Raw genomic sequence first — 23381 nt, 5'->3', positions numbered from 1 at the left:
CTGTTGTACAATCAAGGCCATAATCTGAGTGTCTTCCACTGCCCATCTTGCATCACATATTGGACTCGCACATGCTTACGCTCCGAATCTCCCTGCCAAAACTCCACCTCTTGTGCATTCACGGCATATAATCTCCACTGAGGTGTAACGACACCGGGGTCACGACTTATCTTTTCTTTCTGAGCTTCGATGGAACGATCCAGCAGTTCCTCACGATCCAAAACCTCACTCTGATGCCCTGTCATAGCAACTGCTCTTGCTCCAGCTGAACGTTTGCGGAAATCATCAGCGCCCGCTTCATCTCCCCGATCCTCCGCAATTCCCCTTATCCGAATCTGTCTTCCAAGTGAAGGCCAGTAGAATGTCAGGGCCACATGAGAGTTCTCCTTCAACTGCTGGCCTTTTCGACTCTCCGAACTGGAGGCAAAATAAAACGTTTCGTCGATTACGTTCTTCAAAATCAACACCCGCGCATCAGGATAACCGTCTTGATCCACGGTGGATATTGTCATAGCATGAGGTTCTTTCACTTCGTTCTCAACCGCCAATCTCAACCACTCCAAAAATAACTTCCCCGGCTGCTCCGGCAACTGCCCCGTATCCCACGTTGGAAATGGGCCGGATAAAGATTTTAAACGTTGCAACAGTTCAATTGGTTGATCGCTCATGTCATCGCCTCCATCTTCTCTTTAATCTATCATGAATACAACTAATGTAGATGACTTAACACATTTGCACTGCTAAGTTTCCAACCATGCATTCCCTTTTCAACGGTATGTACACTGGTGTTGTCCATGGGATAAAAGCTGGACTTATTGCTCCATTCCCTCTTCTCAAGCAGATAATACAGGATGTTAATCACTCCGCCGTGAGTAATTAATAGAACATTGGACTTGACTGTTTGGTCCTCTATATCTCTAAGAAGATTCTCGAAAGATATGCTTATCCGGTTATAAAAATCCCCTGGACTTTCTCCTCCTGGAAAAGGCGAATCCATCTCAAGGGTGTTGAAATAAATCCCTGGGTAATGCTCTTCAGCATCCTTATGGAGCATGCCTGCCAAATCTCCGTTATTCATCTCCCGCCAATCTTTCATTAAGCTAGCCTGCATGTTTAATTGTTTCTCAATTTCCCGTGTAGTCTGCACTGCACGAGGAAGATCACTGCTAATAATCGTATGTATGTTGTACTCCTCAGCGTAACGATGCAAATGCTCTCCCAGTTTCTTTGATTGAATATGACCCTGTTCCATAAGTCCACGATCGCTCCATCCGCCTCGATACCCTTCCTCATCCATCCCATGCCTTACCAGATAAATCTTCAAGATCTCTCCTCCTTTTCACTTCTATAATGAACAATGTACCTTTACACTGTATGACTAGCCCGGCATATATACAATAAACCCGACCTCAGATAGCTTCTATCCAAGATCGGGCATTTCCTGCTTACCATTTATCTTACAAATGTGTTATGAACTCGCTCGGATTTGATAAAATAAGGAATCCAAATGGCACAAGTGATGACAGATTTAGCAATTTCTCTGATCGAGCTTCCATCTTCCAATTCTTTTGCTAACGGAATCTGGAGCAATAATAGGTAATCAATAATACCTACAATCAGACTGAGACCATAGAAGATGATCATCAGACGGGGTAATATTGCTTTCTTGCTATAAAACACAAAAATTGTATATACACTGAATAATAAAAACAGCGTATTGTACACCATCTCAAAAATAAGTACTGGACCCCATAATGGGTGATAATAGTCTGATTGTTTGGAAGTTAGCATTTCCCAAGTCTCAGTTGTGAATGTGGGTATTATCTGCTGAAATAATTGCACTGCAAGTAGAATTACCGTAACAAATAATCCAATCTGGATGAGAATCAGCCAACCACCCAATCCCGACACACCTAGTGGACGGTAGTCTGTTTTTTGCTCTTCAATATGTGGTTCCACCTCGTAACACTTCCTTATGCAGTTTTGTTTTTCTGAGATGAGTCTTCCTCGTAATAGTCATAATGCAAATCGAATCTACGGGTGCTTCTATCCCTTAACTTCACGTGCGTTGTATGTATTTTCACACTCTTCTTATAGCGATCTCTCCGTCCTCCTCTCATATAGAATTTTACACAACTTCCTTATTGTACTACGAGTGTCAAGGACGAAGCAGCATTTTCAAAAGATCTTACTCATACGCTGCAAAAGCCATAGAAGACCTTCGCTATACTTCCGCCATGTTCAGTTTAGTACGTGAACGTCATAATCCTCTTATACAGATGCAGATGGTGACTCTGCATTTGACTACAAAGGAGGATATGGATATGCCCAATCCTAAAGTAAAACTTTTGCCTTTTGCCGACATTTCAAATTATGTCGAGGACTTCGATATCGTTTCCACCCAGTGGGGCGGTGATGGCCTTGTCTATGTGTTGTTGATGAATCAGATCCCCGAGAGAGAGCGAGGTATGTTCGTCCAAAGTAAATTGAAGCAAAGCTATACGTACAAAGTGCTTATTGTGACAGATCAAACTATTGAGGAAGTTGTCATCTGGGGGCAGACGTTCAATTATCATTACGTACAACCATTACATGATCATCTGCTGCTCGTCGGAGCACGGTGTGCGAATTACGGAAATGAACAATTTGATTTGAACGCCAAAGTGTGTGATTTAGACGGAAATACAATTCGCGAGTTTCTGTTGGGAGACGGTATCCAAAGTGTACAGGTCACAGAGCAGGGAACAATCTGGACCAGTTACTTTGATGAAGGGGTATTTGGTAACTACGGATGGGCCGATCCAATTGGATCAAACGGTCTGTTGGCCTGGGATGAGCACGGTAATAAAGTGTACGAAAACAGCGCAGCTGACATTGCAGATTGTTACGCACTCAATGTGGTGAATGAGAAGCAGATCTGGTTCTACTTCTATACCGATTTTGAACTCGGTTGTATCTCAGGGGGAACCAGTGAACCTAACGTAACATTTATGAATCCAAACATCTCCGGTTCCTCTGGCCTCAGTACGGATGGTTATCATTTCTTGTTCGATGCCGGGTACGGTAAACATGGTACGTTTGTCCTTAAGAAAATGGAGAAGCCCGGAAGAATGAGCAAGGGGCAGAAGATTGATTTGCTAAATGAAGATGATCACCCCTTCAAGCAGGCACGACAGGATTTTCGCCAACATCGTCTGCTACTCAGTGAAGGTAACTTCTTGTATCGGGTAACGATGGAGGAGATTACTTCCGCTTCTGGTTTGGATTAGTGGAACAGCGTGAAGAGGGTTATTTCTTAAAAGACAATCCCTCTTCTTCCAAAGCGCTTCGCAGTTTGGGCATGGCAGATGGCCCGATTCCGTGAAGTTTCAGGATCTCTTTCTCCGTGTACTCCGCAAGTTGCAGTAGTGTTGTGATGCCTTCATTCTCCAAGGCCCGTCTGGCGGGAGCTGACAATAAGGCTAGAAATCCCTCTGTCGGTTTACGTTCAGCTTCGCACGTCGGACAGGTTGGGCAATCACTTTTTTTATAATACAAATGTCCTTGTTCGCATGTTCTGAGTGTTCCTTTATCGTTTGCCATGTGGGCATCACTCCTTATAAATTGTATAATATAACCAAGGCAACCTGAATGATAGTTTACTCATAGGAGTGTGTAGAATGGAATTAAAAGACAAGTTGTTATTAATAAAAGAGAATGACTACCAAGCACCTTCAGATATATTTCCATTAGTACAAGAAATGATACATAACATCGGTTCTTTGGATGCCCAGCTACGTGATGAATTAATTTACACAACCTTATCGTATTGGATTCCTGGTCATGCTCTGACTGTGTACGAACTAGAGCAAATCTTACCCGTAGTCTTGGATGAAAACCATTTGCATTTTAGACTTGGAGAAACAAATTCAGACGCTGTATTCACTCGATCTTTCTCTATGTTGGTTATATCGCTCTTTTTATCCAGGCATAGAGAATCACCATTTCTCTCAAAAGAACACATTCATCAGATAAAAGGGAACGTATTCTACAATGTACAAAAAGAGCGTGATTACCGTGGACATGACGAAGTAAAAGGCTGGGCTCATGCCATAGCACACGCAGCAGATGTTTTGGATGATTTAGCTCAATGTAGCGAACTAGATGAGACCGATCTCTTAACTATCCTCGACCTAGTTTATCAAAAGATAACCGTCACAGATCGCGTGTACTCCGATGGGGAAGATGAAAGAATGGTGAAATCCATCATTAGTGTCTTAAATAGAAAGATACTTAGTGAGACTTACATAAAGCAATGGATTCAACGTTTTGGTGATGTAGAGAAAGATGCAGAATTTCTTCCCGCGTTTAGGCAAAAGAATAACATAAAAAACTTTCTAAAGAGTCTATACTTCAGGATTAAATTTCACCAATTGGATGCTGATCTCGGTCCAACTATTGAGCACACGTTATATAAAGTAGAACCCGTATATTACTCATGATTATCAGTCCTTCCAAATTAACACCCTTATCTCAGACATATTATTGGAAGGAATCGCAATTTTAATTATTGTTAAATTCAGCTCCAAACAAATTGAAATTAGGTTATGAATTCGGCTTGTTTTCTTACCATATAACTTATAATCCGTACTCGGCAAAAACGGCTGCATATTTCTTTTCTAATATCGTCCAGCGCTTTTCGGCTCCGTATTTGGCGTGTAGTTGCTGTAAATAATGCTTGGCTTCTTCCGTATCGCCGGCTTTTAGCAGGAAGCGGAAGGTTACTTCGCTTAAATATAGCGCTGTCTTGTCCATATAATAATGGACTATATCTCTGGCCCCTGTCAGCGAGTGTAGGAATGAAATGCCCTCTTCCAAATGTGACACCAGTTCTTTCGATAAAGCGTCTGGATCGATATCAGGCGTTAAGGTATAGTGGGCCGGAGCGGCAGGGGCTATTTCTCTGATTCGGCAGGTGAAATGAGATACGAACTCCAATATGTCTCCATTCAACCCAACGGAATGCAACTCCGCAAGTTCGGTGGAATGAACACCACAATTAACATAAAACTGGACTTGACGACTGGTGTTATACTTTGCTCTTTGAATGTTGAACTTGTATGCGAGGTTTCCATCCGCTTTGTAGAAATTCAGATTTTTCTTCGAATAGCCGTGTTTGGCAAATACGGGTTTGACCTCTGTATTGATGATCTTCTTAAAAAGTTCCTGCATTAGATATCACTCCCAAGGCAAAGTTTATTTAATACGTTGTTACCTTTTTTTGTTCAAAATCATGCTTGTTCTAATTTATAAAAATACTATTTAGCTTCTTCTCGTAGCATATGAGCCAGTTTGTACATTTCTGCAATGTCCTGCCTGTTCTGTTCCTGAAATCTTCGGATCGCTTCGGCGATCTCTACCACTTCAACTGCAACCACCTGCTCGCCATCTTCCGGATTCAGCGGATCACCGACAAGTTCAACATCTCCATAACCGATGATTCGTACGAAATGGGGATGCGGGATATACGGTCGATACGGTTCCAACGCACTGGATGTGCAATAGAATTGACCAAAGATCTGATAGGACCGTATGTCTGCCCCAAGTTCCTCCATCAGTTCGCGCTTCAGTCCATCCATATACTGCTCACCTGCTTCAAGCGTCCCTCCAGGCAGCTCCCAATCTCCATTATCCAGTTGAAAGACGACACATTGATCCCCGACAAATGGAATGATGCTAATATTACTCACCAGCTTTTCATCCACGATGTCGTTCAATCTGAACTCCGCCTCAATAATTCCCCAATGAATTGACGTACTCAGCGCCGGAAATAGTTCCGCACTCAAGCTACTCATCCGCACCCGATCCTCTCTATCTAATTCCACTATTCTTCCAATTATAGTCGAAAACACAGAAAGAAGGCCACCTTCCCACCGGGGAATACGTGACCCTCTTCTTACGCTCTCTGCCCTTAAGCCTTGAATCAGTGTTCTCTCCAGACTCTCAGACCATTCTCCTTCTAATGCTGCACCAGCTTTCCATTTTCCAAAAAAAGAACCCGGCTACAGAGCGGCAAAATCCGCTCATCATGCGTAACCATCACTGCACTCTTGCTCTGCTCCTTTACGAGCCGTGCAATCATGCCGACAATATCCAGTCCACGTTCCGCATCCAGACTGGCTGTTGGTTCATCCGCGAGCAGAACAGCCGGATCATTCATCAAGGCCCGTGCAATGGCGACCCGCTGACGTTCCCCGCCAGACAGCTTCTCCGCATACGCCTTCCGCCGATGGGTTAACCCTACCGTATCCAACAACTCATCCACTCGTTTCTCCGCCTTGTTTTTATCCGATCCGGCGAGCTTTGCAACGACCATGAGTTGTTCTTCTACTTTCAGATAAGGAATGAGGTTGGCACTTTGAAATATAAAACCAAGCTGCTGAAGCCGTACATCGGATATATCCTGTTTGCTTTTACCCATAACACTTGCTCCGTCCAACAGAACCTGTCCTTCCGTCGGTTCGAGAAGTGCGCCTGCAATAGACAGGAATGTACTTTTGCCCGAGCCGGAAGGCCCCATCACAGCGACAAGTTCCCCTTCAGCAACCTCAAGGTCCAACTTGTCCAGAATCGTCCGTTTACTGCCACCATCTTCAAAGGTCTGTGTAATTCCCTGTAATACCAATCGATTTCTCATGCTGCAGTCCTCCCAATCGCATCAAGTGCATCAATTTTGGTAACCTTCCACACCGAGAACAATGAACCCGCCACAGACATGAGTATGAATAATACGCAGGTCAGTGCAAGGGTGGAAAAACTTAATTGAAATGGCATTGATGCTGGCAAGATGGACTCGAACAGTCGAACCAATAGTACGCTAATGACCAGACTACCAACTGACAAGACCAGAACTTGTAACGAAACGCTACCCGCCAGATAAGCATTCCGCGTTCCGATGGCTTTTAATATACCGAACTGACTCGTTTTCTGAATCGTGATGACATAGAAGAATACCGCAAGCACAAACGCCGAGATGACATATAGAAAAGCGATCATCATGAGCAACGATCCCTGCTCTTCCTTATATCCAGGAATGGCCGATACGGCATCCGACTTCGTTATGATTTCCGTATTAGACAATGCAACACTCAGGCGGTCTACCTGATCGCCCCCATCCTTAATCGCAATAGCATTGTATATCGGAGCATTGGCATTGGTGTCTGCTGAACCTTGCGAAGTTCGTGAACCTCCTTGAAGCGTAAGCCATTCCTGTTCATTCAGGAACACCACTGGGGAGTGACTGAAGGACTCATTTTGTACAAATCCACCAACGGTCCACTCCGTTCCCGAAGCTTGATCGACCAAGACGGTGCCAATTGTGACACCAGATTCAGACAACTTTTGGTCCACCACAACCTGCCCTTTTGTCTGATCCGTAATCGGAGACCCTTCAGTCACCGTTGGAGCAAGCCAGCCCTCCGGATTAACCATGAACAGCGTGACATCGATCTTTTTTGTGTCGCCGGTTGGACTGACGGTTGTCATTTTCACACCGAGTGGCTCAGCGTTCTCTTGCCCCACCACGGAGCGAGCTTGATTAAGTTGATCCTGATCCACTTGTGACCGGGTGAACCGATGATTCGAATCCTGCTCCAGCACAAAGTAGGTTGCTGCCATATTTTTGACCGAAGCTGCGTTATCATACGCCAGCCCCTGTGCAAGACCTGTAACAAACAGTACCAGAAATGAAACCAGTACCATGATTGTAGCGATTAAGGCATACCGCCCTTTGGCATACCTCATTTCCCGAATAGCCAAGTACATGTTCTGTGACCTCCCTCTTGATAACCCAAGTATAGGAGGCGAAAATGAACGGCAAATGAATAACAGATTACATCTGCGGAAGTGTCACGGTGAAGACTGTGCCCTCAGGCGAACTGGAAACCTCAATTGTACCGTCATGAATTCGGATAATTTTCTGCACAATGGCAAGTCCAAGCCCGGTTCGTCCAGAAGAACGTTCCCGCGCACGATCAACCCGATAGAATCGATCGAACAGGAAAGGCAGATGCTCCGCAGCAATCCCGTCTCCTGTATCCCTAATCTGAATCACACACTGGTTATCCATCTGCTCGGCATGAATCTCAATGCTTCTTCCCTGTGGCAGATGATTCACTGCATTTCCCAGCAGATTCATCCACACCTGCATGAGCAGCACTTCATTGCCGACCAGCTGGATGGATTCGGGCACCGAAATCCGAAGCAGCAGTTCTTTTTCCTCAAGTTGCCATTGCAGCACCTGAACCGCTTGTCGGAATTGATCTCGCAAAGAGAACTTTACTTTGGACAGATCTTCATTGCCTTGTTCAAGAGAAGACAGGAGAAGCAGTTGTTTGCTGAGCAAAGAGAGATGACGGCTCTCCTCCTCAATGATCGATGCATAGTGCTCTCGTTCCTGTTCAGGCAGATCCCGATCCGCCACCAATTGTGCAAACCCCTGAATTGAGGTCAGCGGTGATTGAATCTCATGCGATACGTTGGATACAAACTGCTGTCGCGCCTGATCTACCCTTTCCAATTCACGACTCATGGTCATGAAATGCTGGGCCAGCTGTCCAATCTCGTCACGCCGTGCGGTAGGTAATCTCAGATTATATTTTCCTTGCGCAATGCGTTTGGTTGCCTCGGACAGACGTTCAATCGGATTGACCAGATAGCGGGTACTGATCAGAAAGATCAGGATACTAATACCTATCGTCAATGCTCCAATCAGCGCAAAAAAGATCCGCAGCTCACCGAATTGCAGAATTACATCCGGACGCATAAAGAGAGCATAATTCGCATTGTCCAGCTGTAGATGAACACCCACGGTATTGCTTAATTGATTATCGAAAAAACCGGTAATGAACGGTTTGCTTGGAAACTGGGCGACGCCATGGTATACCTCACCACTTAGCACCAGTTCTACAGCTTGCTTGTCCAGATCTTTTTCACGGAATTCACGGCCGTAGAATTGGTCGTTGCCTTTTCCATCCGTCACATAGATTTCGTACCCGAGTGCGGCGGCATTGTTCAAATACTGCTCCATCGTGCCGGGTTGCTGCTCCACAAATTGCTTCATATGCGTCGCGATGCCCACCAGCTTCTCATCATTAAAATCCTTGAGCTTTGTATGATAGTAGATGTTGGACAAAAGAAAACCAAGCATGCCGCTGACCATAATCACGGCAATTGTAATGAGGAATACCCGGACGTACAAGGTCCTCAAGGTGCTTTCACCTCCATCTTGTAACCAATACCCCGCACAGTCTGAATGACAAAATCTTCCGTATAATCGGCAAATCGATCACGCAGCCGCTTGATGTGCACATCAACGGTACGATCATCTCCTTCGTATTCTGCTCCCCAGACGAGCCGAATGAGCTCATCCCGTGAGAACAAACGGCCCGGAAACTGGGCAAGCTGTGAGAGTAATTCAAATTCTTTCATTGGCAAAAAGAGAATGGATTGCCCATCGGTAACCTCCACATTGTTTCGGTCAATGACGATCCGGTTCATACGGATAATATCGCTGGATGTGCGATGGTACCGACGAAACAATGCCTTTACCCGATAGACCAGTTCTTCCGGTTCAAACGGCTTGGTCACATATTCATCTGTTCCTTTCAGATAACCGTCTCTCTTATCGGATAGCTGATCTCGAGCCGTCAGCAACATGATTGGAATGTCGTAATGCTGCCGAATGAAATCACATAACTCCAGTCCGTCCATGCCGGGCATCATCACATCGAGGATCGCCAGATCGATCGGCGTTTCTTGCATCAGTTTGACCGCTGCCAATCCATCCTGCGCTTCATGGACCCGGTATCCTTCCTTGGTCATGACATGCCGCAGGAGTGCTCGAATATTGGCATCATCGTCTGCCAGCAGCAGATGTTTCATAAGGTTGTCCGCCCTTCTATGTAACGAGTACATCTCACTTTGATCCTGCACAGATGGTAGCATAAAAGCAATCTTATTCGCCAGCACATGCATGGAGACACCTTGGACATGTTTATATTTTCTTAAATCTGGTTGACACTACTAAGAGGCAGAACTATAATAAATCCATAACATATGAACGAACGCTCATATATTCATTTGTTAGTGGTTAACCATCGCTAAGGATCAATTATATCCACACTAGAAACCATATTACATAACGGAGCAAGGCTCCAAAGGAGAGGATTTATATGTCCGGACATCATCACGATCAGAACCATGGGCACGATCATGGACACAACCACGCTCATACTACCAATAACAAGAAAGTCCTGTTGTTTTCCTTCATTATTATTACCATCTATATGATCGTTGAAGCCATTGGTGGATTCATCACCAACAGTCTAGCGCTCATCTCGGATGCAGGTCATATGTTGTCCGATTCCATTGCGCTCGGGATCGCTTTGCTGGCGTTCACCTTTGGTGAAAAAGCGGTGAATACTGGCAAAACGTACGGATACAGAAGATTTGAAATTTTGGCCGCTACGTTAAACGGAATTACGTTAATCGCCATTGCACTCTACATTTTCTACGAAGCGATTGGGCGTTTTATCAACCCGCCAGAAGTCGCAACCGTAGGCATGTTAATCATCAGCGTCATTGGATTGCTCATCAATATTCTGGTGGCCTGGATCATGATGCGTGGTAGCGATACAGAGAATAACCTGAATATGCGCGGGGCTTATCTCCATGTCATCAGTGACATGCTGGGATCGGTTGGGGCCATCGCGGCAGCCCTGCTCATGATGTTCCTTGGCTGGGGTTGGGCCGATCCACTTGCGAGTGTAATTGTCGCGGCACTGGTATTGCGTAGTGGGTTCTATGTCACCAAATCATCCCTGCATATCTTGATGGAAGGCACTCCAGCCAATGTGGATGTGAATGAACTGGTGCAAACCATCAAACAAGTCGATGGTGTCAAAGGTGTACATGATGTGCATGTCTGGTCCATTACCAGTAACTTGAACGCGCTGACCGCTCATATCGTGGTGGATGGAACGATGGATGTTTATGCATCCGAGATCCTGGTTCAGAAGATTGAACATATGCTGGAACATAAAGAAATCAAACATGTGACGCTCCAAGTGGAGTCCGAAAAACATCTGCATGACACCTCGGTACTATGTACTGTCAAAGGCGACGCACCAGATGCCCATGCGCATCATCACCATTGAGATGGTATAACATTATAGCTGTAAACAAAAACAGGGCAGTTTCCCGTTAAAGGGAATGCCCTGTCTTTTTGTTTGCAGAAGTTCAGCTTTTTGCATGAATAGAAAATGGAATAGCCTTTACTTTATCTCAGCAGGCTCTGAACTACTTGTACCTGGCGAGTAACTTCTCTTTCTTCTGATCGAATTCATATTCTGATATGATATTTTTCTCTTTTAATTCACCCAACTGAAGCAGTTGTTCATGAACATTCACAGGGGTCTTTTTTCTCTTGCTTGATATGATCAAGGTTAGAATTGAGAAAAGCAGACCATACAGGACACCCAAAATCCCCAAACCTGCCGCTACCTCCGCACTTTCTTGCGAACCATCTATAAAAACTACGATTAATAAAAAATTGAGTAAGAACCCAATAAGGCTAACGATTGATAATGCTTTCAATGAATATTCCTCCTAAATGTTATGTATGTTCTATTCAAACTTCAGGAAAGGTCGGTCAGAAGACTAAACATTAACCTCGTCCCAGTTTATAATAACGTATCCAAGCTGAAACAACAGGATGACAATATAACTGATGTTGATTCCCAAACTGGTCTTAACTTTCTTGATCTGATCCAAGTAGTCTTCTTTGTTCATTTTTCCGTGTTCCAGCTTGGACTTCATATTTTGTTTTTCTTTCCAGAACATGTAGAACTCAAGTATAGCAAATATTCCCCATGCCAATGGATATACCAGTAACACTGCATTAGCAACTGACAACAGCATAAGGGAACCTTCATCTAAACCTTTCTCAATTCCTAATTTGAAACTTACATTCACACTCAAAGTCAAAACAACTAAACCAAAACCTATAAAACTTAAAAACGGTGTGAATCTGAAGCTTCGCAATACTACCTCTCCTTTCGGATAATAGAACCCTAGCACATATGCCAGGGCTCTTCGATTCAAACTCAAATTCTCTTTAAGAAACTTTGACCTTATAACCGCAAACCAATCTGAAAGTCACAGTATTTAGTTACTTTCGAACTGCCCATCTATTTCTTCTGTGCCTGTAACAGTTGATCATTAACAAATGCTTTCAAGAAGAAGAGTTCATTCCCATTAGGGGTCCGCAGTTGTTCCTTTTCAAAAGATGCTATCGCCTCATCTAACGATGTGGATGTCACCGCTCTGCTACTCACAGTAAGCTCTCTCCAGAACACATCCATCTCTTCCCGATCACAAATGGATTCATGACCCAACAAGAAATGCTCTGCATCATACATCTGGATATCTTGTATCATGGAGTTTAGCAAGGATTGCTTAAAATGAAACATTTTATTCGTTGTTGTTCCATAAGGACTATCTCCGAGAAAAATAGTCTTCTCATCAGGAATATAAACAATTGTTGAATCATCCGTGTGCGTACTCTGAATCCTCTCCAGCATACAGAGCTTGTTCCCCAGATCAATCCGGAGGGAATCTTTAAAGACAATACCCGGCTTATCTAGTAGGAATGATTCTCTCATCGGAATTTCCGTCTGTATAATTTCCATGCAATGCGCGCCGATTATATCGGCATCTACATACTCACGAAGTGACTGATCATCGAAGGAATAAGATCTCCATTCGTTCAACCGCTGTTCTGTCAACCGATTAACGATGATCGTCGCACCGAATTCATTCATTCCCAAAAAATGATCCCAATGCGCATGCGTAATAACCACATACTTAATGGGCGGCACATCTAAGCATCGAATTTCCTCGATAAAGTCTCTGGCATGTTGAACCGAATTTCCACCATCGATCACCAGACTATGTTTTTCCCCACACACCAAGCCTAGTACCGGTCTTTCTCTATCATTATCGTTGGACATATAATAAATGGAATCGCTTAATTGGTTTAACATGTCAATTTATCTCCTCTATATGAGTATTTTCATATCATAGGCAGAGAAAAACCGCATGCTTATTCAAGCTAATACATGGATTTTTCTCCGTTTATGGATTTACCAATGGAATCACCTCTTTCAATCTGTAATTGATATTTCAACCTATGTTATGACATAGCCACTATTATACTACTTATCAGCATCAACAACGTTACGGGCGCCCAGATTCTTCGTTCCCATACACTTCTCGTAATCAGATTCAAAATCGTCCCAAGTACTAAATACGCGACGATAAACCAGATCGCTGTCTCTGCAAAAACAGACCACTGAGTCCAAAGCAATCCTGCTTTACTCAGAACAATGATACCCATGAATGCCAAAATCGCAATCTGAACTATGCAGGCAAAACGCATGGAGATGGGGTATTTCCCGGGAAACTTCCCACCCATAGCATACTCGCCCCACGGAACACCTACCGCTAAAGCAACTTGAAAGAGAATCACGATTAGGATCAGGAAGGTAAATGCTATTGCTGACGTTAATACGATCATGACCACACTCCTAAATCATAGGTGATTATAATGGTTTATCATAAAGTACCCGAGCTTGATCACAGTTCAACGGTTCGGTAAAAGATACTTTCAAGAAGTATTCCAGCTGCCATTGCTGCGTTTTTACAGCCTGCTTACTTGTTTGCTTATCCCAAGGCGGATATACACGTATGGCCCGTTTGCCACCTTTGCCTTGATCCGATACGATATCTCGCTGTAACAATACATGCTTTGGAAACACAAATTGACCAAAGTGGCTGCCTGTGCGCGTACTAATGACATACATATCTGCTGGATCTGATACATCATATGGCTGTGTCGTTCCATCCTCACTCCGCTGCCATAGGGTAACAAATTGTCCGATCTTGGTTGGCGTCGTTTTGGCGACGCGGAATCGAATGGAGAGAGAATTTAAGGTAAACACATATGCCCCATATTCAGCATTTTGTGCTTCTTCATGTGGTTGTGAGCATACAAAACCACACTTGTCATAGATAAGTTCTTTACTGGCAAGTAAGTCGCCATGAAGCATATCGGAGGTCCATCCATTCGGACTATGCAAACTATTTTTGTTATCCAACTTGTGATACCTCTCCTATCTTGTTTAGTCTGAACTGGAGCATTCACGATAGTGTGAAAACTTTGTTAGTTCAAAGTTCCTGACATAATCGCTTCCATTCCTGCCATGCCTTCAAGTATTCAGGCAGATCATCCGGATGATGCTTGTTACTCAGCCCAATTCGGCAATATAGATGGACCAGAGCTTCCTCTATCAATCTGGATTTATCCATATCTACTTGCTCTAAAAGTTCGAACGTAGCAAATAATGTTTCGGTGTTGATATCATCCGGCGAAGAGCTAAAAGCATACAAGAAATCATAGAGGATAGGTCCAACCATTGGAGATGGGTCAATAACGCCAATGAGTTCATTTTGAGCAAATACAAAGTTATGAACCCCCGTATCGCCATGTAAAAGAAACTTCTCTTCTTCTTCACGAAAAAGACGATCCACTTTGGATTGAACCAAATTATAATCATCTGTTGTTAAAATACTTCCGATATTCATCTTTGCTTCTTGTATACTAATCTGATTGAATTCTTTCCATGTCCTCAGTGGGAACTCTATTCTGCCCCATGATTTCGTATCTGTAGAACGCACATATGTATTGAACAGCTCGTTCACCAGACGAGTTAACCAGTCTCTTTTCTGTCCCCGATTGAAATGGGTCGTGCCTTCCATATACGTATAGATAAAATAAGTGTTATCCGGATCAGTCAACAAAACTTCAGGCAATAACGAAGAATTCTTATACGTATCCAAAAACTGCTGGGCGATGTGAATCTGTTCGGGTTCATCCGATTTCAAAATATAGTGCTTATTCAGACTTGTACTCAACCGATAAACACGTCCAGCTGTGGTACCTGACAAACTTTGAATTTTAGATATTTCTTCGTTGATATGATGCATCTTGAATAAGTCATTGATCTCATTAATCGTTGGATTAATTAACATATGGTTCTCCTCATAATAACTAGGATCTGAATTCATTTGTCGAAGATAAGGTGAGTGAGTTTAGATTTTAATCGCACAGTCGGTTGGATTATCTTTCAAAATGCGCCCGTTCCTCTTGGTTGGAGCTAAACATATAATCTGGATACTGGTTTGCCATGGGTGGAAGCTGATCCTCGGGGAAAAACTGCAAATCCTTCATCTCTTCATTATCGGGCGTGAGTTGCCCGTATTTGATCCTGCATTCAAATACGATAGTCAAATATTCAACCTGATGACCATTACTGTATGTAAACCGTCTTGCTTCACCCCCGTATACCCCGATAATCTTCTCGGGTTCAACAACTAGACCTGTCTCTTCCAGTGCCTCTCTTACCATCGCTTGCGCCGGTATTTCACCAAGCTCAATTGCTCCAGCAATCAGCCCCCAGGTTGAATCGTTATGTTTACGACCGAACAGAATCTCCCCTTGTTCATTTCGGATAATCCCAGCTACACCCGGCATAAAAACAAGCTCGTTGCCGATCTTTTCCCTCAGGTTCTTGTAATAGTCTGACATGCCCATACACAGTTACCTCCTGTCTTTTAATTACTGAATTCTCTTCCATGAATGATCCATTGTACGGCATCCCAAATATCTTCTGCGATATAATCAGGTTCGGTCTCCATCCATTTGTCTCTGAATTTGGTTAATGAAGATTCCCCCCAGCCTGTTCGCACCATGATCTTGGTCGCTCCTACGGCATGGGCAGCAAGCATGTCTGTATCTCCTACATCTCCAATTACTATGCATTTGGATAAATCCAGACCGTGTTCCTCTGATGCCTGTAATAACATTCCGGGTTTAGGCTTTCTGCAACTGCATTCTTGCTCATGCGGACATATATAGGAGTGATCGAATCCATACTCACGAAATTGCTCTTCAAAATCCTCAACACTTGCTTCTCCACGTGAGATTCGATATTGATTCGTAAAAGCCAGTACCATAATTCCTTCTCGCTTTAAATGCATAATTGCTTCTTGAGCATTGGGGTATAATCTGAAATCTCTCGGATGAATAAAATGACCTGTACCACCAATTGTTCCATCTCTGTCTATAAAAACAGCTTGTACGTTCACCTGTGGGTTCATCAAGGTCCGTTCCCTTCTCAGAAAAATTTCAAGATGTTCATCTATACTTTTTCGTCAATAATATGCTTGCTACCATCTTGCTGCTTATGGTGTTGCAATTTTTTAATTTCAGTTTTCAGATAGTGTACTTCTTTGATTAATACATCCAGCTTTTTCGATGTTTTGGATGAATCTATCGCATAACGTACAATTGCTGCAAAGATAAGAACGACAATTAAACATATAAGTGATACTACTAAAGCTCCATAAAACTCCAAAATGGTGTTCAACTCCTTGCTGTCAAAATAATATGTTATAAAACTCTTCTGAAAACCAAAACCATATCATCCCTAATATAACCATTATGGTGCCTAGTACTTTTAATATTATTTCGATATGTTTAGGGATATCACTATTAGGTGGGTTATCTTCAAACTCGTAATTCGGTTTAATTTTTCGATATCTCATCAAGACAAATATTTTGTATAGAAAATCAGGAAAGAAGTAACATGCAATACCCACGACAAATACGGGAGTAGATAAATAACCAAACGTACTGGTGGTCCATTCCATCTCTATTTTCTCCATCCCCCTTTTTTTCCTTACTGAATTCCTGCCGTACCAAAAGTATTTTCGATGGCCTGTTTGTAATTTTCCCAACCAAAATAAAACGGGCCTACCTGTAGGTTCTTGTCGTTCAATATGAAATCTCTCCAGATCACAACATCATCTTCCCTATCAATCTTTACAGAAATAAATCCACACTCTTCATCCCCACACCAAGGACACACTAAAATGGGATATCTATAATACATGGATTCATGTGATTTCTTAAGTAAAAAATAATCAATAAGAAGCCTTTGATATTCATCGCTCCCCCATCCCAGACAAGGTATCAATTCATGTTTTTTCAAACTTTGATAGAGCGATGTACCATCAATAATGATGTCAGCAAATCTTGTATTTTTATTCCCATCCTGTTCAGGATCGAACTCGTCGTATCTTGAAGCTAACTTGGTTTCTATCGTGCTAATTTTCACTATATTTCCTCCGTAATCATCCTCTTGGTCTCTCTTGGTCTCTCTCATTCTTCCTCTACGAGAATATCAGCACAGCGAACAATCAACTCAGGCATATTCTCTCCATCAAATAGAACATGAAGCTCATATCCGTTATCGATCCGATACAGCTCTTGATACAGCCAGTAACTGCCTACAATCTCACCATCTTGCTTAAGGATTTCCGGCGCAACGAGCGTGAGTTTATTTATATTGGTGAAGCCCCCACGGGTGTCAAAACGAATGACCACTTCATCCCCTGTCAGTAGTTCCATCACTGTACAATCATGAAATTGAACCCGACTACGGATTTCATCGGGAATATCCTGCGCTAGAATGGCTTCCCTGTATTCATTCGATACACGCTCCATCTCTCTCCTATTTTCTGCACTCTGTTTCTTCAGCTGGAGCATAACTTCTCTCGTGCAATAACCCAACGTAAATACACGGATATCCGCAATTTGCTCATATATTTCCTTTGGTAATCGTTCTTTCTGGTGTTTGTAATCCCATTCCTGCATCTCTTTAAATGCAATTCTATGCTGTAGCTCGTCAAAAGGAGGCCTCACATCATAATCCGCGATTAATTTCTCGATCCGCTCTCTTTCTTCAGCAGGCATCTGGTATACTCTTTTATCGTCTTCCGATATCTCATTCCCACTAAGAAACTTTTCGGCAGGTACAAAAACATGGCCATTTTGCTTCAGCAAAAAACGAGGATCTATATTGTACATTTCACGCTGAAACTCTACATACTCTTTTTCTTTTCTTTTATAACGTCGCAGGAAAAGTGCTTCGTCCAATTCGTAAGTTCCTCTATGTACCCTCATCCCAAAATTAAGCCCTGTCCGCTGACACAGCTCATACCATTCTTTCGTTCGATATCTCATATGCATCTCTCCTGCTAATTTTTAGGAATCTAAATCTACTTTGCTATTGAAGCGTAGAACGCTTTAATTAGTGACGATACGAACTCCTGCATCAGACTCCTCTGTTTCCGGGAATTCCCCATCTGGATCATCACATAAGTGCTCACCGCTCGTTAGAAACTGCTCTATTGTTTGCATCGCTACTCCTCCAAAATCTTCAGCCCTAACGATTCCTTATATTCACAAATGTACTGTTCTATCCCATGGTTTGAAACAATTTATGTTTAATCTCTTTGTCATTTCGCGCCGCCCATTCATACACTGATTCTACTCCTGCGGACTCCTGACCTCGTTGAAAATAAAAACATAGATCCATCGGCACTAACCGTTTACCATAGAGTTTGATGCCAATCCGTCTGTAATTCATATAAATACACTCAATCTGAGATGCATCATATCTCTGATTTCTCATAGAAATCACATGATCGCTTTCCAGCGTAATACTGGGTTTAGTGAAAAACAAACGCCAGAGCAGAAAAACGATATAACCGAGAATAAAGGTCAATATAACGATCAGGAAGTACTTCATAATACCATTTTCATCATAAATAATATTTCTGAAAAACATAGCTTCAATGACCAACATACATAATAGGCTCAACCATGCTCTTGGATAAATCGTCTTGTATGTGATGAGTTCCACCTCCTAATTATTCTAACCATTAATCCGAAGCCACTCGGAAGGGGCATTTCTGACAAAATGCTTTTCAACAAAATCCAAAATATCATCAATTCCGGGCAATGCCGCATTTTCTTTGGCTTCGTCAAACGTGATCCATTGGTACTCGGTATGTTCATGATTTAACCGGACAACCTGGCTTTCATCCACATATCCTACGAATACGGGAGCGGTATAGATATACTCCCCCATGGGTGAATAATATTGTTCGAATTGATTGGCAGAATACAACCGGACTTCCGTAATACCTGTCTCCTCGTGAACTTCTCTAAGTGCAGCTTCCCATGCCTTCTCGCCCTTTTCTATCCCGCCGCCAACATAACACCACTCGTTATGCAACATACGACCAGCCCGTTTCAGCATCAGTACATGGTATTGATCGAGGCTTTTCTTCAACAGAACTACAGCCACGCCTTCACAACGAATGGGAACTGCCTGTTTCACATGCTCTGCACCATCCACCTTCTCGTGCCCCTCTCTTCAACTTTCCTGAGAATCGAAATCCTCCAATACTTTAAACTTATCCCCGTGGATTTTGTCCAGATGCTCTTCTCCCCAATAACATAAATGGTCCAGCGCGGGCTTGAGTCCCCATCCGTAGTCCGTCAACTCATATTCCACTTTGGGAGGCACCTCCGAATATACCTTGCGCTGTATGATCTCATCCTTTTCAAGTCCTCTGAGCTGCGTTGTCAGCATCTTCTGCGTAATGTCCGGTATTAACCGCCGAAGCTCCGACGTGCGTTTCCGTCCTGTCATCAAATGATAAATAATCAAAGGTTTCCACTTCCCACCCATTACTTCCAAGGCCGCTTCCACGCCTACTTTATATTTTTTTGGAGCACTCGTTTCTCCATGTTCTGTCATTTTTGAACCCCTCCATAATTAGACTGTATCCCAAGTAAAATATAAAATTTTTGCTGCTCTTTTTTCTATTATTTGAGCCTATTTCGTGGCATCCATTTAGGGTACTTTAATGTTCCTATAGCACTTCATTCTTCCTATAGAACATCAAAGTGCGTACTTCCAGATGTTTTCATACCTGTTTATAATAGCATCAGCCACTGATTTATGGCTACAAGACTGCATTCCAGAAAGGTAGTGAAAGATAAGATGAACGTACTCGTTGTAGTATCCCACCCAAGAAAAGACTCCTTGACCTTTCAGGTAGCTCAACGTTTTGCACAGGGTCTTACCGATGCTGGTCACGGTTATGAGATATTGGATTTACATGGGATTGGCTTCGACCCAACTCTCCGAGAGATGGATGAACCAGACTATACCCAAGAAAATCAGGTATTCTCGCCTGAGGTTGAAACGGAGATGGAGCGGTTGAAGAAACACGATGCTGTGGCTTTTGTGTTTCCTCTCTGGTGGTGGCATCTGCCAGCCATGTTGAAAGGTTATGTGGATCGTGTCATGAACAACGGATTTGCCTATGGCGCGAACAAACTCTCTCATCAGCAGATATTATGGATTGCTCTTTCCGGTGTGACGGAAGAACAGATGCATAAGCGCAACTATGGTCAATCGATCGCCAACCTGCTCAATGTGGGGATTGCCGATTATTGCGGCGTGTCCCAATCGAGGGTTGAGTTTTTATATGAAACGTTGGAATCCAAGCCTGAGCATTATGAGGCACTGCTGAACCATGCACATCACTTGGGACTGAACTATGTCAACGATATTCCGACTCCATGATCGTATGAGAAAAAAGGTATGACCCTAATATGAATTCTGAAGTTTAGTGGTACGTTCAATTGCGAATCATTACGCTTGAACACGGCAAAAAGGTCGCTCCGAAGAGCGACCCTGCCTGTGTGTCTTGCATTATTTTACTGTCGAGAGAAGAAACTTCTCCAACATAGTGATATCGGTAATACTATGGTTGCAAGCTGTGTTATCCATGCATACGTACTGGGCAATGGAAGAAAAGTTGTCTGGCGAATAAGCCTTGGTCTTCACGTTGAAGAATCCGAGCTCCTGATGACGATGACAGAACATGCAGTACCCTTTTTTGTTCGTGGGTGTAATCCGTCCCTCAATACCGAGGAATCTGCCTTCGTACGGGTACACGATGAACAAACGGCTCGTCGCAATGTCAGTCCATCTCAGATAGGTTGTGTGTGCGTAATCGATGGATTCGAGATCGGGCACTTTGAGCTTCTTGGCCTTTGGAAACAGCTTCTGAATCTGCTTTGCTGATACTTGCGGATATGGAATCAGATATGATTCGAGCTGGTTCAGATACGTCTGCAATTCATGTGTCGTCTCATACGTGGATAACTGCTCCAGCAGTTGCTTCTGCTCCGAAGTGAGTTCATCGAAGATGCTCACCGCATTTGTGCCGACCGTATAACGGACGGTTTCCAATACTTTGGGATCTACAACCGAGCGTAGCGTTTTGAGCAGGAAATCAGCTTGTTTTTGAATATAATTAAATTGATGATTCTGAATAAATGGTGTTTGCATGGCGTTCAGCCCCTTATTTTTATTGGAAGAACAAATAAGGTGCAAAGCCTGCGGGATGAAACGTTATGTTAATGTTGATTCTAGGGCAACAAACTCAATTTTGTCGCGCCCTACACAAAGTCCGCCCCTATTCAGGCTTTGCGTAAGGCTTTCTAGCGAACGAGCAATCCGGCATTATCCATATTGCCACGTCATAACCCCCAATACGATAGATATATCGAAATTATAACAGGGCATCATAGTGTAGGCAACGGGCTTCGTTCCAATTTCCTCTGTTCAAGAAATATGATTACCTCTCAGGCTTTCTTCCATTCTCCACGAAATGATCTACTGCTGACTGCTCAATGGCCAGTCCTTCCGTGTAACGCTCCATGAACAAAGCAAATCCATTCACGTCCGCGCTATTCGGTGAAACCTCTTGTCCTTCTGCATCAATAAACACCTTGGTAGTAAGGTACTCCGCCAAACCCTCGTGCTGCTGCTTATTAACCATGTAGGAAGCCAAAATAGCCATTCCCCATGCGCCACCTTCACCAGCGGTAGACATGACCGAAACGGGAATATTCAGTGCGGATGCGCACATTTTTTGAGCGACTAGTGGGGTTTTGAACAATCCGCCATGCGCCCAAATATGCTCAATCGTTACGTGCTCCTTCTGTGTGAGAATATCCAGCCCGAGTCTTAGTGCAGCAAACGCAGCAAATAGATGGACTCTCATAAAGTTTGCCAGATTGAAGCGGCTCTCTGGAGAACGTACGAACAACGGACGACCTTTTGCAATTCCTGTAATGTTCTCGCCTGAATAGTAGCCATAGCTCAGTAAGCCACCGCCATCAGCGTCAGCTTTTAGTGCTTCATTGAACAGCACACTGAATAACTGGTTCATATCGGGCTTCTGTCCCATAGCCTCATAAAACTCACGGAACAAGTCGACCCAGGCATTAATATCGCTGGAGCAGTTATTCGCAAGAACCATAGCCACAGGATTGCCATCAGGTGTAGTCACGATGTCAATCTCAGGGTATACCGTAGATAGGTTTTTATCTAATACAATCATGGCAAAAATCGATGTACCTACGGAGATGTTACCCGTACGTTTTTGGACACTATTCGTAGCGACCATCCCTGTTCCAGCATCCCCTTCCGGAGGGCACAGTGGTATATTGGATTCCAAGTTACCTGATGGATCTAACAATCGTGCACCAGCTTCACTAAGATATCCGGCATGTTCACCGGCAGTGTACACTTTAGGTAAAATATCTTTAAGATTCCACGGGTAGCCTTTGTCGGCAATTATATCGTCAAACTTCTTCAACATATCTTCATGATATCCCAGTGTGGATTCATCAATTGGGAACATACCTGAGGCATCCCCTATACCAATAGCTTTACTGCCAGTCAACAGCCGATGTATGTAACCCGATAGTGTCGTAATATAATTGATGTTAGCGACATGCTCTTCTCCGTTCAAAATCGCTTGATACAAATGTGCGATGCTCCAGCGCTCTGGAATTTTAAACTGGAATTTCTCGGTTAGCTCTGATGCAGCCTTACCCGTTGTGGCATTGCGCCATGTACGAAACGGAACCAATAACTCCCCTGTTTGATCAAGTGCAATGTAACCCTGCATCATAGCAGAACATCCGATTGAGCCAATTTTTTGTATCGTTACACCATAATTTGTTTCAATCTCTTGCTTTAATTGATGATAGGTTTGTTGCAACCCATGAATCATTTCATCCATAGGGTAAGTCCAGTAACCGCCAATCAATTGATTTTCCCACTCATAACTGCTGGAACAGATGGTATTAAAATGGTGATCAATAAGTACAGCTTTGATTCGTGTGGATCCAAATTCAATGCCTAGCGAAGTTTCTCCCCTGACTATTGCTTGTATCAAGTTTTGATCCATCTTCGTATTCATCCTCTCTGAATTTGAAATAGCTCGATTCGGGAATAGGTGATTTGAATAGCCCAAATCAAGGTGTAAATTTCATAAAGAAAGAG

The 23381-nt window shown here is 43.3% G+C and carries 31 protein-coding genes; 4 read left to right on the top strand and 27 right to left on the bottom strand.

Features of this window, described 5'->3' with window-relative positions; all coding sequences use genetic code 11:
- Nucleotides 1-11: 11 nt before the first annotated feature.
- The 3 genes from C161_RS08175 to C161_RS08165 form a co-directional block, all read right to left on the bottom strand.
- The gene (locus C161_RS08175; RefSeq protein ID WP_036669443.1) at nt 12-668 is read right to left on the bottom strand and encodes a pyridoxine/pyridoxamine 5'-phosphate oxidase; all 657 of its coding nucleotides are present in this window, start codon (nt 666-668) and stop codon (nt 12-14) included.
- Nucleotides 669-709: 41 nt separating this feature from the next.
- The gene (locus C161_RS08170) at nt 710-1324 is read right to left on the bottom strand and encodes a histidine phosphatase family protein (RefSeq protein ID WP_036669442.1); all 615 of its coding nucleotides are present in this window, start codon (nt 1322-1324) and stop codon (nt 710-712) included.
- A gap of 128 nt (nt 1325-1452) precedes the next feature.
- Nucleotides 1453-1959 carry a DUF2569 domain-containing protein gene (locus tag C161_RS08165; RefSeq protein WP_036610454.1) on the bottom strand — a complete coding sequence of 169 codons (507 nt, stop codon included), beginning with the start codon at nt 1957-1959 and terminating at the stop codon, nt 1453-1455.
- Between the two features lie 365 nt (nt 1960-2324).
- Here C161_RS08165 and C161_RS08160 point away from each other — a divergent pair, with 365 nt between their 5' ends.
- A complete protein-coding gene (locus C161_RS08160; protein WP_036669440.1) occupies nt 2325-3269 on the top strand; it encodes a hypothetical protein in 945 nt (314 codons plus the stop codon).
- A 19-nt stretch (nt 3270-3288) separates the two neighbouring features.
- Here C161_RS08160 and C161_RS08155 read toward each other — a convergent pair whose 3' ends face one another.
- Entirely contained in the window at nt 3289-3582 is a 294-nt protein-coding gene (locus tag C161_RS08155; protein ID WP_036610457.1) for an RNA polymerase alpha subunit C-terminal domain-containing protein, read from the bottom strand.
- Nucleotides 3583-3659: 77 nt separating this feature from the next.
- Here C161_RS08155 and C161_RS08150 point away from each other — a divergent pair, with 77 nt between their 5' ends.
- Nucleotides 3660-4481, top strand: coding sequence for a DUF2785 domain-containing protein (locus C161_RS08150; protein WP_036669438.1), 822 nt, complete (start codon nt 3660-3662; stop codon nt 4479-4481).
- Nucleotides 4482-4617: 136 nt separating this feature from the next.
- On the opposite strand, the gene C161_RS08145 is transcribed toward C161_RS08150, so the two are convergent.
- The 6 genes from C161_RS08145 to C161_RS08120 form a co-directional block, all read right to left on the bottom strand.
- Nucleotides 4618-5211, bottom strand: coding sequence for a DUF4304 domain-containing protein (locus C161_RS08145; RefSeq protein ID WP_036669435.1), 594 nt, complete (start codon nt 5209-5211; stop codon nt 4618-4620).
- Between the two features lie 86 nt (nt 5212-5297).
- Nucleotides 5298-5834 carry an NUDIX hydrolase gene (locus C161_RS08140; RefSeq protein ID WP_051449647.1) on the bottom strand — a complete coding sequence of 179 codons (537 nt, stop codon included), beginning with the start codon at nt 5832-5834 and terminating at the stop codon, nt 5298-5300.
- A 164-nt stretch (nt 5835-5998) separates the two neighbouring features.
- On the bottom strand, nt 5999-6676 hold the full coding sequence (locus C161_RS08135) for an ABC transporter ATP-binding protein (RefSeq protein WP_036669433.1): 678 nt from the start codon (nt 6674-6676) through the stop codon (nt 5999-6001).
- On the bottom strand, nt 6673-7803 hold the full coding sequence (locus tag C161_RS08130) for an ABC transporter permease (RefSeq protein ID WP_036669432.1): 1131 nt from the start codon (nt 7801-7803) through the stop codon (nt 6673-6675). Before C161_RS08130 ends, C161_RS08135 begins: the two co-directional genes overlap by 4 nt.
- A gap of 67 nt (nt 7804-7870) precedes the next feature.
- Nucleotides 7871-9247: a sensor histidine kinase gene (locus C161_RS08125; protein ID WP_036669430.1), complete on the bottom strand. Its 1377-nt coding sequence runs from the start codon at nt 9245-9247 to the stop codon at nt 7871-7873.
- Nucleotides 9244-9921, bottom strand: coding sequence for a response regulator transcription factor (locus C161_RS08120; RefSeq protein WP_036669557.1), 678 nt, complete (start codon nt 9919-9921; stop codon nt 9244-9246). The genes C161_RS08125 and C161_RS08120 overlap by 4 nt, the downstream gene beginning before the upstream one ends.
- A 290-nt stretch (nt 9922-10211) precedes the next feature.
- Between C161_RS08120 and C161_RS08115 the strand changes: the two genes are divergently transcribed.
- Nucleotides 10212-11195 carry a cation diffusion facilitator family transporter gene (locus tag C161_RS08115; RefSeq protein ID WP_036669428.1) on the top strand — a complete coding sequence of 328 codons (984 nt, stop codon included), beginning with the start codon at nt 10212-10214 and terminating at the stop codon, nt 11193-11195.
- Nucleotides 11196-11337: 142 nt separating this feature from the next.
- Here the strand turns inward: C161_RS08115 and C161_RS08110 are convergent, their stop codons facing one another.
- From C161_RS08110 to C161_RS08040, 15 genes are all read right to left on the bottom strand, one after another.
- Nucleotides 11338-11634 (bottom strand): SHOCT domain-containing protein, encoded by a 297-nt coding sequence (locus tag C161_RS08110; protein ID WP_036669427.1) that lies wholly within the window; start codon nt 11632-11634, stop codon nt 11338-11340.
- A gap of 63 nt (nt 11635-11697) precedes the next feature.
- Complete coding sequence (locus tag C161_RS32295; RefSeq protein ID WP_156946092.1) at nt 11698-11958, bottom strand: hypothetical protein; 261 nt, start codon at nt 11956-11958, stop codon at nt 11698-11700.
- Nucleotides 11959-12227: 269 nt separating this feature from the next.
- The gene (locus C161_RS08100; protein ID WP_036669423.1) at nt 12228-13082 is read right to left on the bottom strand and encodes an MBL fold metallo-hydrolase; all 855 of its coding nucleotides are present in this window, start codon (nt 13080-13082) and stop codon (nt 12228-12230) included.
- Nucleotides 13083-13231: 149 nt separating this feature from the next.
- Entirely contained in the window at nt 13232-13615 is a 384-nt protein-coding gene (locus tag C161_RS08095; protein WP_036669422.1) for a hypothetical protein, read from the bottom strand.
- A gap of 25 nt (nt 13616-13640) precedes the next feature.
- Complete coding sequence (locus C161_RS08090; protein ID WP_036669420.1) at nt 13641-14195, bottom strand: MepB family protein; 555 nt, start codon at nt 14193-14195, stop codon at nt 13641-13643.
- A gap of 70 nt (nt 14196-14265) precedes the next feature.
- Nucleotides 14266-15129, bottom strand: a complete 864-nt coding sequence (locus C161_RS08085) for an aminoglycoside phosphotransferase family protein (protein WP_036669419.1) — start codon at nt 15127-15129, stop codon at nt 14266-14268.
- A gap of 88 nt (nt 15130-15217) precedes the next feature.
- Nucleotides 15218-15691, bottom strand: coding sequence for an NUDIX domain-containing protein (locus tag C161_RS08080; protein ID WP_036669417.1), 474 nt, complete (start codon nt 15689-15691; stop codon nt 15218-15220).
- A gap of 20 nt (nt 15692-15711) precedes the next feature.
- Nucleotides 15712-16257 (bottom strand): HAD-IIIA family hydrolase, encoded by a 546-nt coding sequence (locus C161_RS08075; protein WP_036669414.1) that lies wholly within the window; start codon nt 16255-16257, stop codon nt 15712-15714.
- Nucleotides 16258-16298: 41 nt separating this feature from the next.
- Nucleotides 16299-16514, bottom strand: a complete 216-nt coding sequence (locus tag C161_RS08070; RefSeq protein ID WP_036610495.1) for a hypothetical protein — start codon at nt 16512-16514, stop codon at nt 16299-16301.
- Nucleotides 16515-16536: 22 nt separating this feature from the next.
- Nucleotides 16537-16824: a hypothetical protein gene (locus C161_RS08065; protein WP_036669412.1), complete on the bottom strand. Its 288-nt coding sequence runs from the start codon at nt 16822-16824 to the stop codon at nt 16537-16539.
- 14 nt (nt 16825-16838) lie between these two features.
- Nucleotides 16839-17279: a hypothetical protein gene (locus C161_RS08060; protein ID WP_036669556.1), complete on the bottom strand. Its 441-nt coding sequence runs from the start codon at nt 17277-17279 to the stop codon at nt 16839-16841.
- 41 nt (nt 17280-17320) lie between these two features.
- Nucleotides 17321-18184, bottom strand: a complete 864-nt coding sequence (locus C161_RS08055; protein WP_036669410.1) for a DUF4085 family protein — start codon at nt 18182-18184, stop codon at nt 17321-17323.
- Nucleotides 18185-18419: 235 nt separating this feature from the next.
- A complete protein-coding gene (locus tag C161_RS08050) occupies nt 18420-18866 on the bottom strand; it encodes a hypothetical protein (protein ID WP_235193761.1) in 447 nt (148 codons plus the stop codon).
- 12 nt (nt 18867-18878) lie between these two features.
- Nucleotides 18879-19364 (bottom strand): NUDIX hydrolase, encoded by a 486-nt coding sequence (locus tag C161_RS08045; protein WP_051449645.1) that lies wholly within the window; start codon nt 19362-19364, stop codon nt 18879-18881.
- 18 nt (nt 19365-19382) lie between these two features.
- Nucleotides 19383-19769, bottom strand: coding sequence for a winged helix-turn-helix transcriptional regulator (locus tag C161_RS08040; protein ID WP_036669406.1), 387 nt, complete (start codon nt 19767-19769; stop codon nt 19383-19385).
- A 246-nt stretch (nt 19770-20015) separates the two neighbouring features.
- Between C161_RS08040 and C161_RS08035 the strand changes: the two genes are divergently transcribed.
- The gene (locus C161_RS08035; protein ID WP_036669403.1) at nt 20016-20603 is read left to right on the top strand and encodes an NAD(P)H oxidoreductase; all 588 of its coding nucleotides are present in this window, start codon (nt 20016-20018) and stop codon (nt 20601-20603) included.
- A gap of 129 nt (nt 20604-20732) precedes the next feature.
- Here C161_RS08035 and C161_RS08030 read toward each other — a convergent pair whose 3' ends face one another.
- Nucleotides 20733-21374 carry a FusB/FusC family EF-G-binding protein gene (locus C161_RS08030; protein WP_036669401.1) on the bottom strand — a complete coding sequence of 214 codons (642 nt, stop codon included), beginning with the start codon at nt 21372-21374 and terminating at the stop codon, nt 20733-20735.
- A gap of 289 nt (nt 21375-21663) precedes the next feature.
- On the bottom strand, nt 21664-23286 hold the full coding sequence (locus C161_RS08025) for a xylulokinase (RefSeq protein WP_036669399.1): 1623 nt from the start codon (nt 23284-23286) through the stop codon (nt 21664-21666).
- Nucleotides 23287-23381: the final 95 nt, after the last annotated feature.

The sequence above is a fragment of the Paenibacillus sp. FSL R5-192 genome, assembly GCF_000517845.1.
Classification (GTDB): Bacteria; Bacillota; Bacilli; order Paenibacillales; family Paenibacillaceae; genus Paenibacillus; species Paenibacillus amylolyticus.
This window is presented reverse-complemented; position numbering and strand designations above follow the sequence as displayed.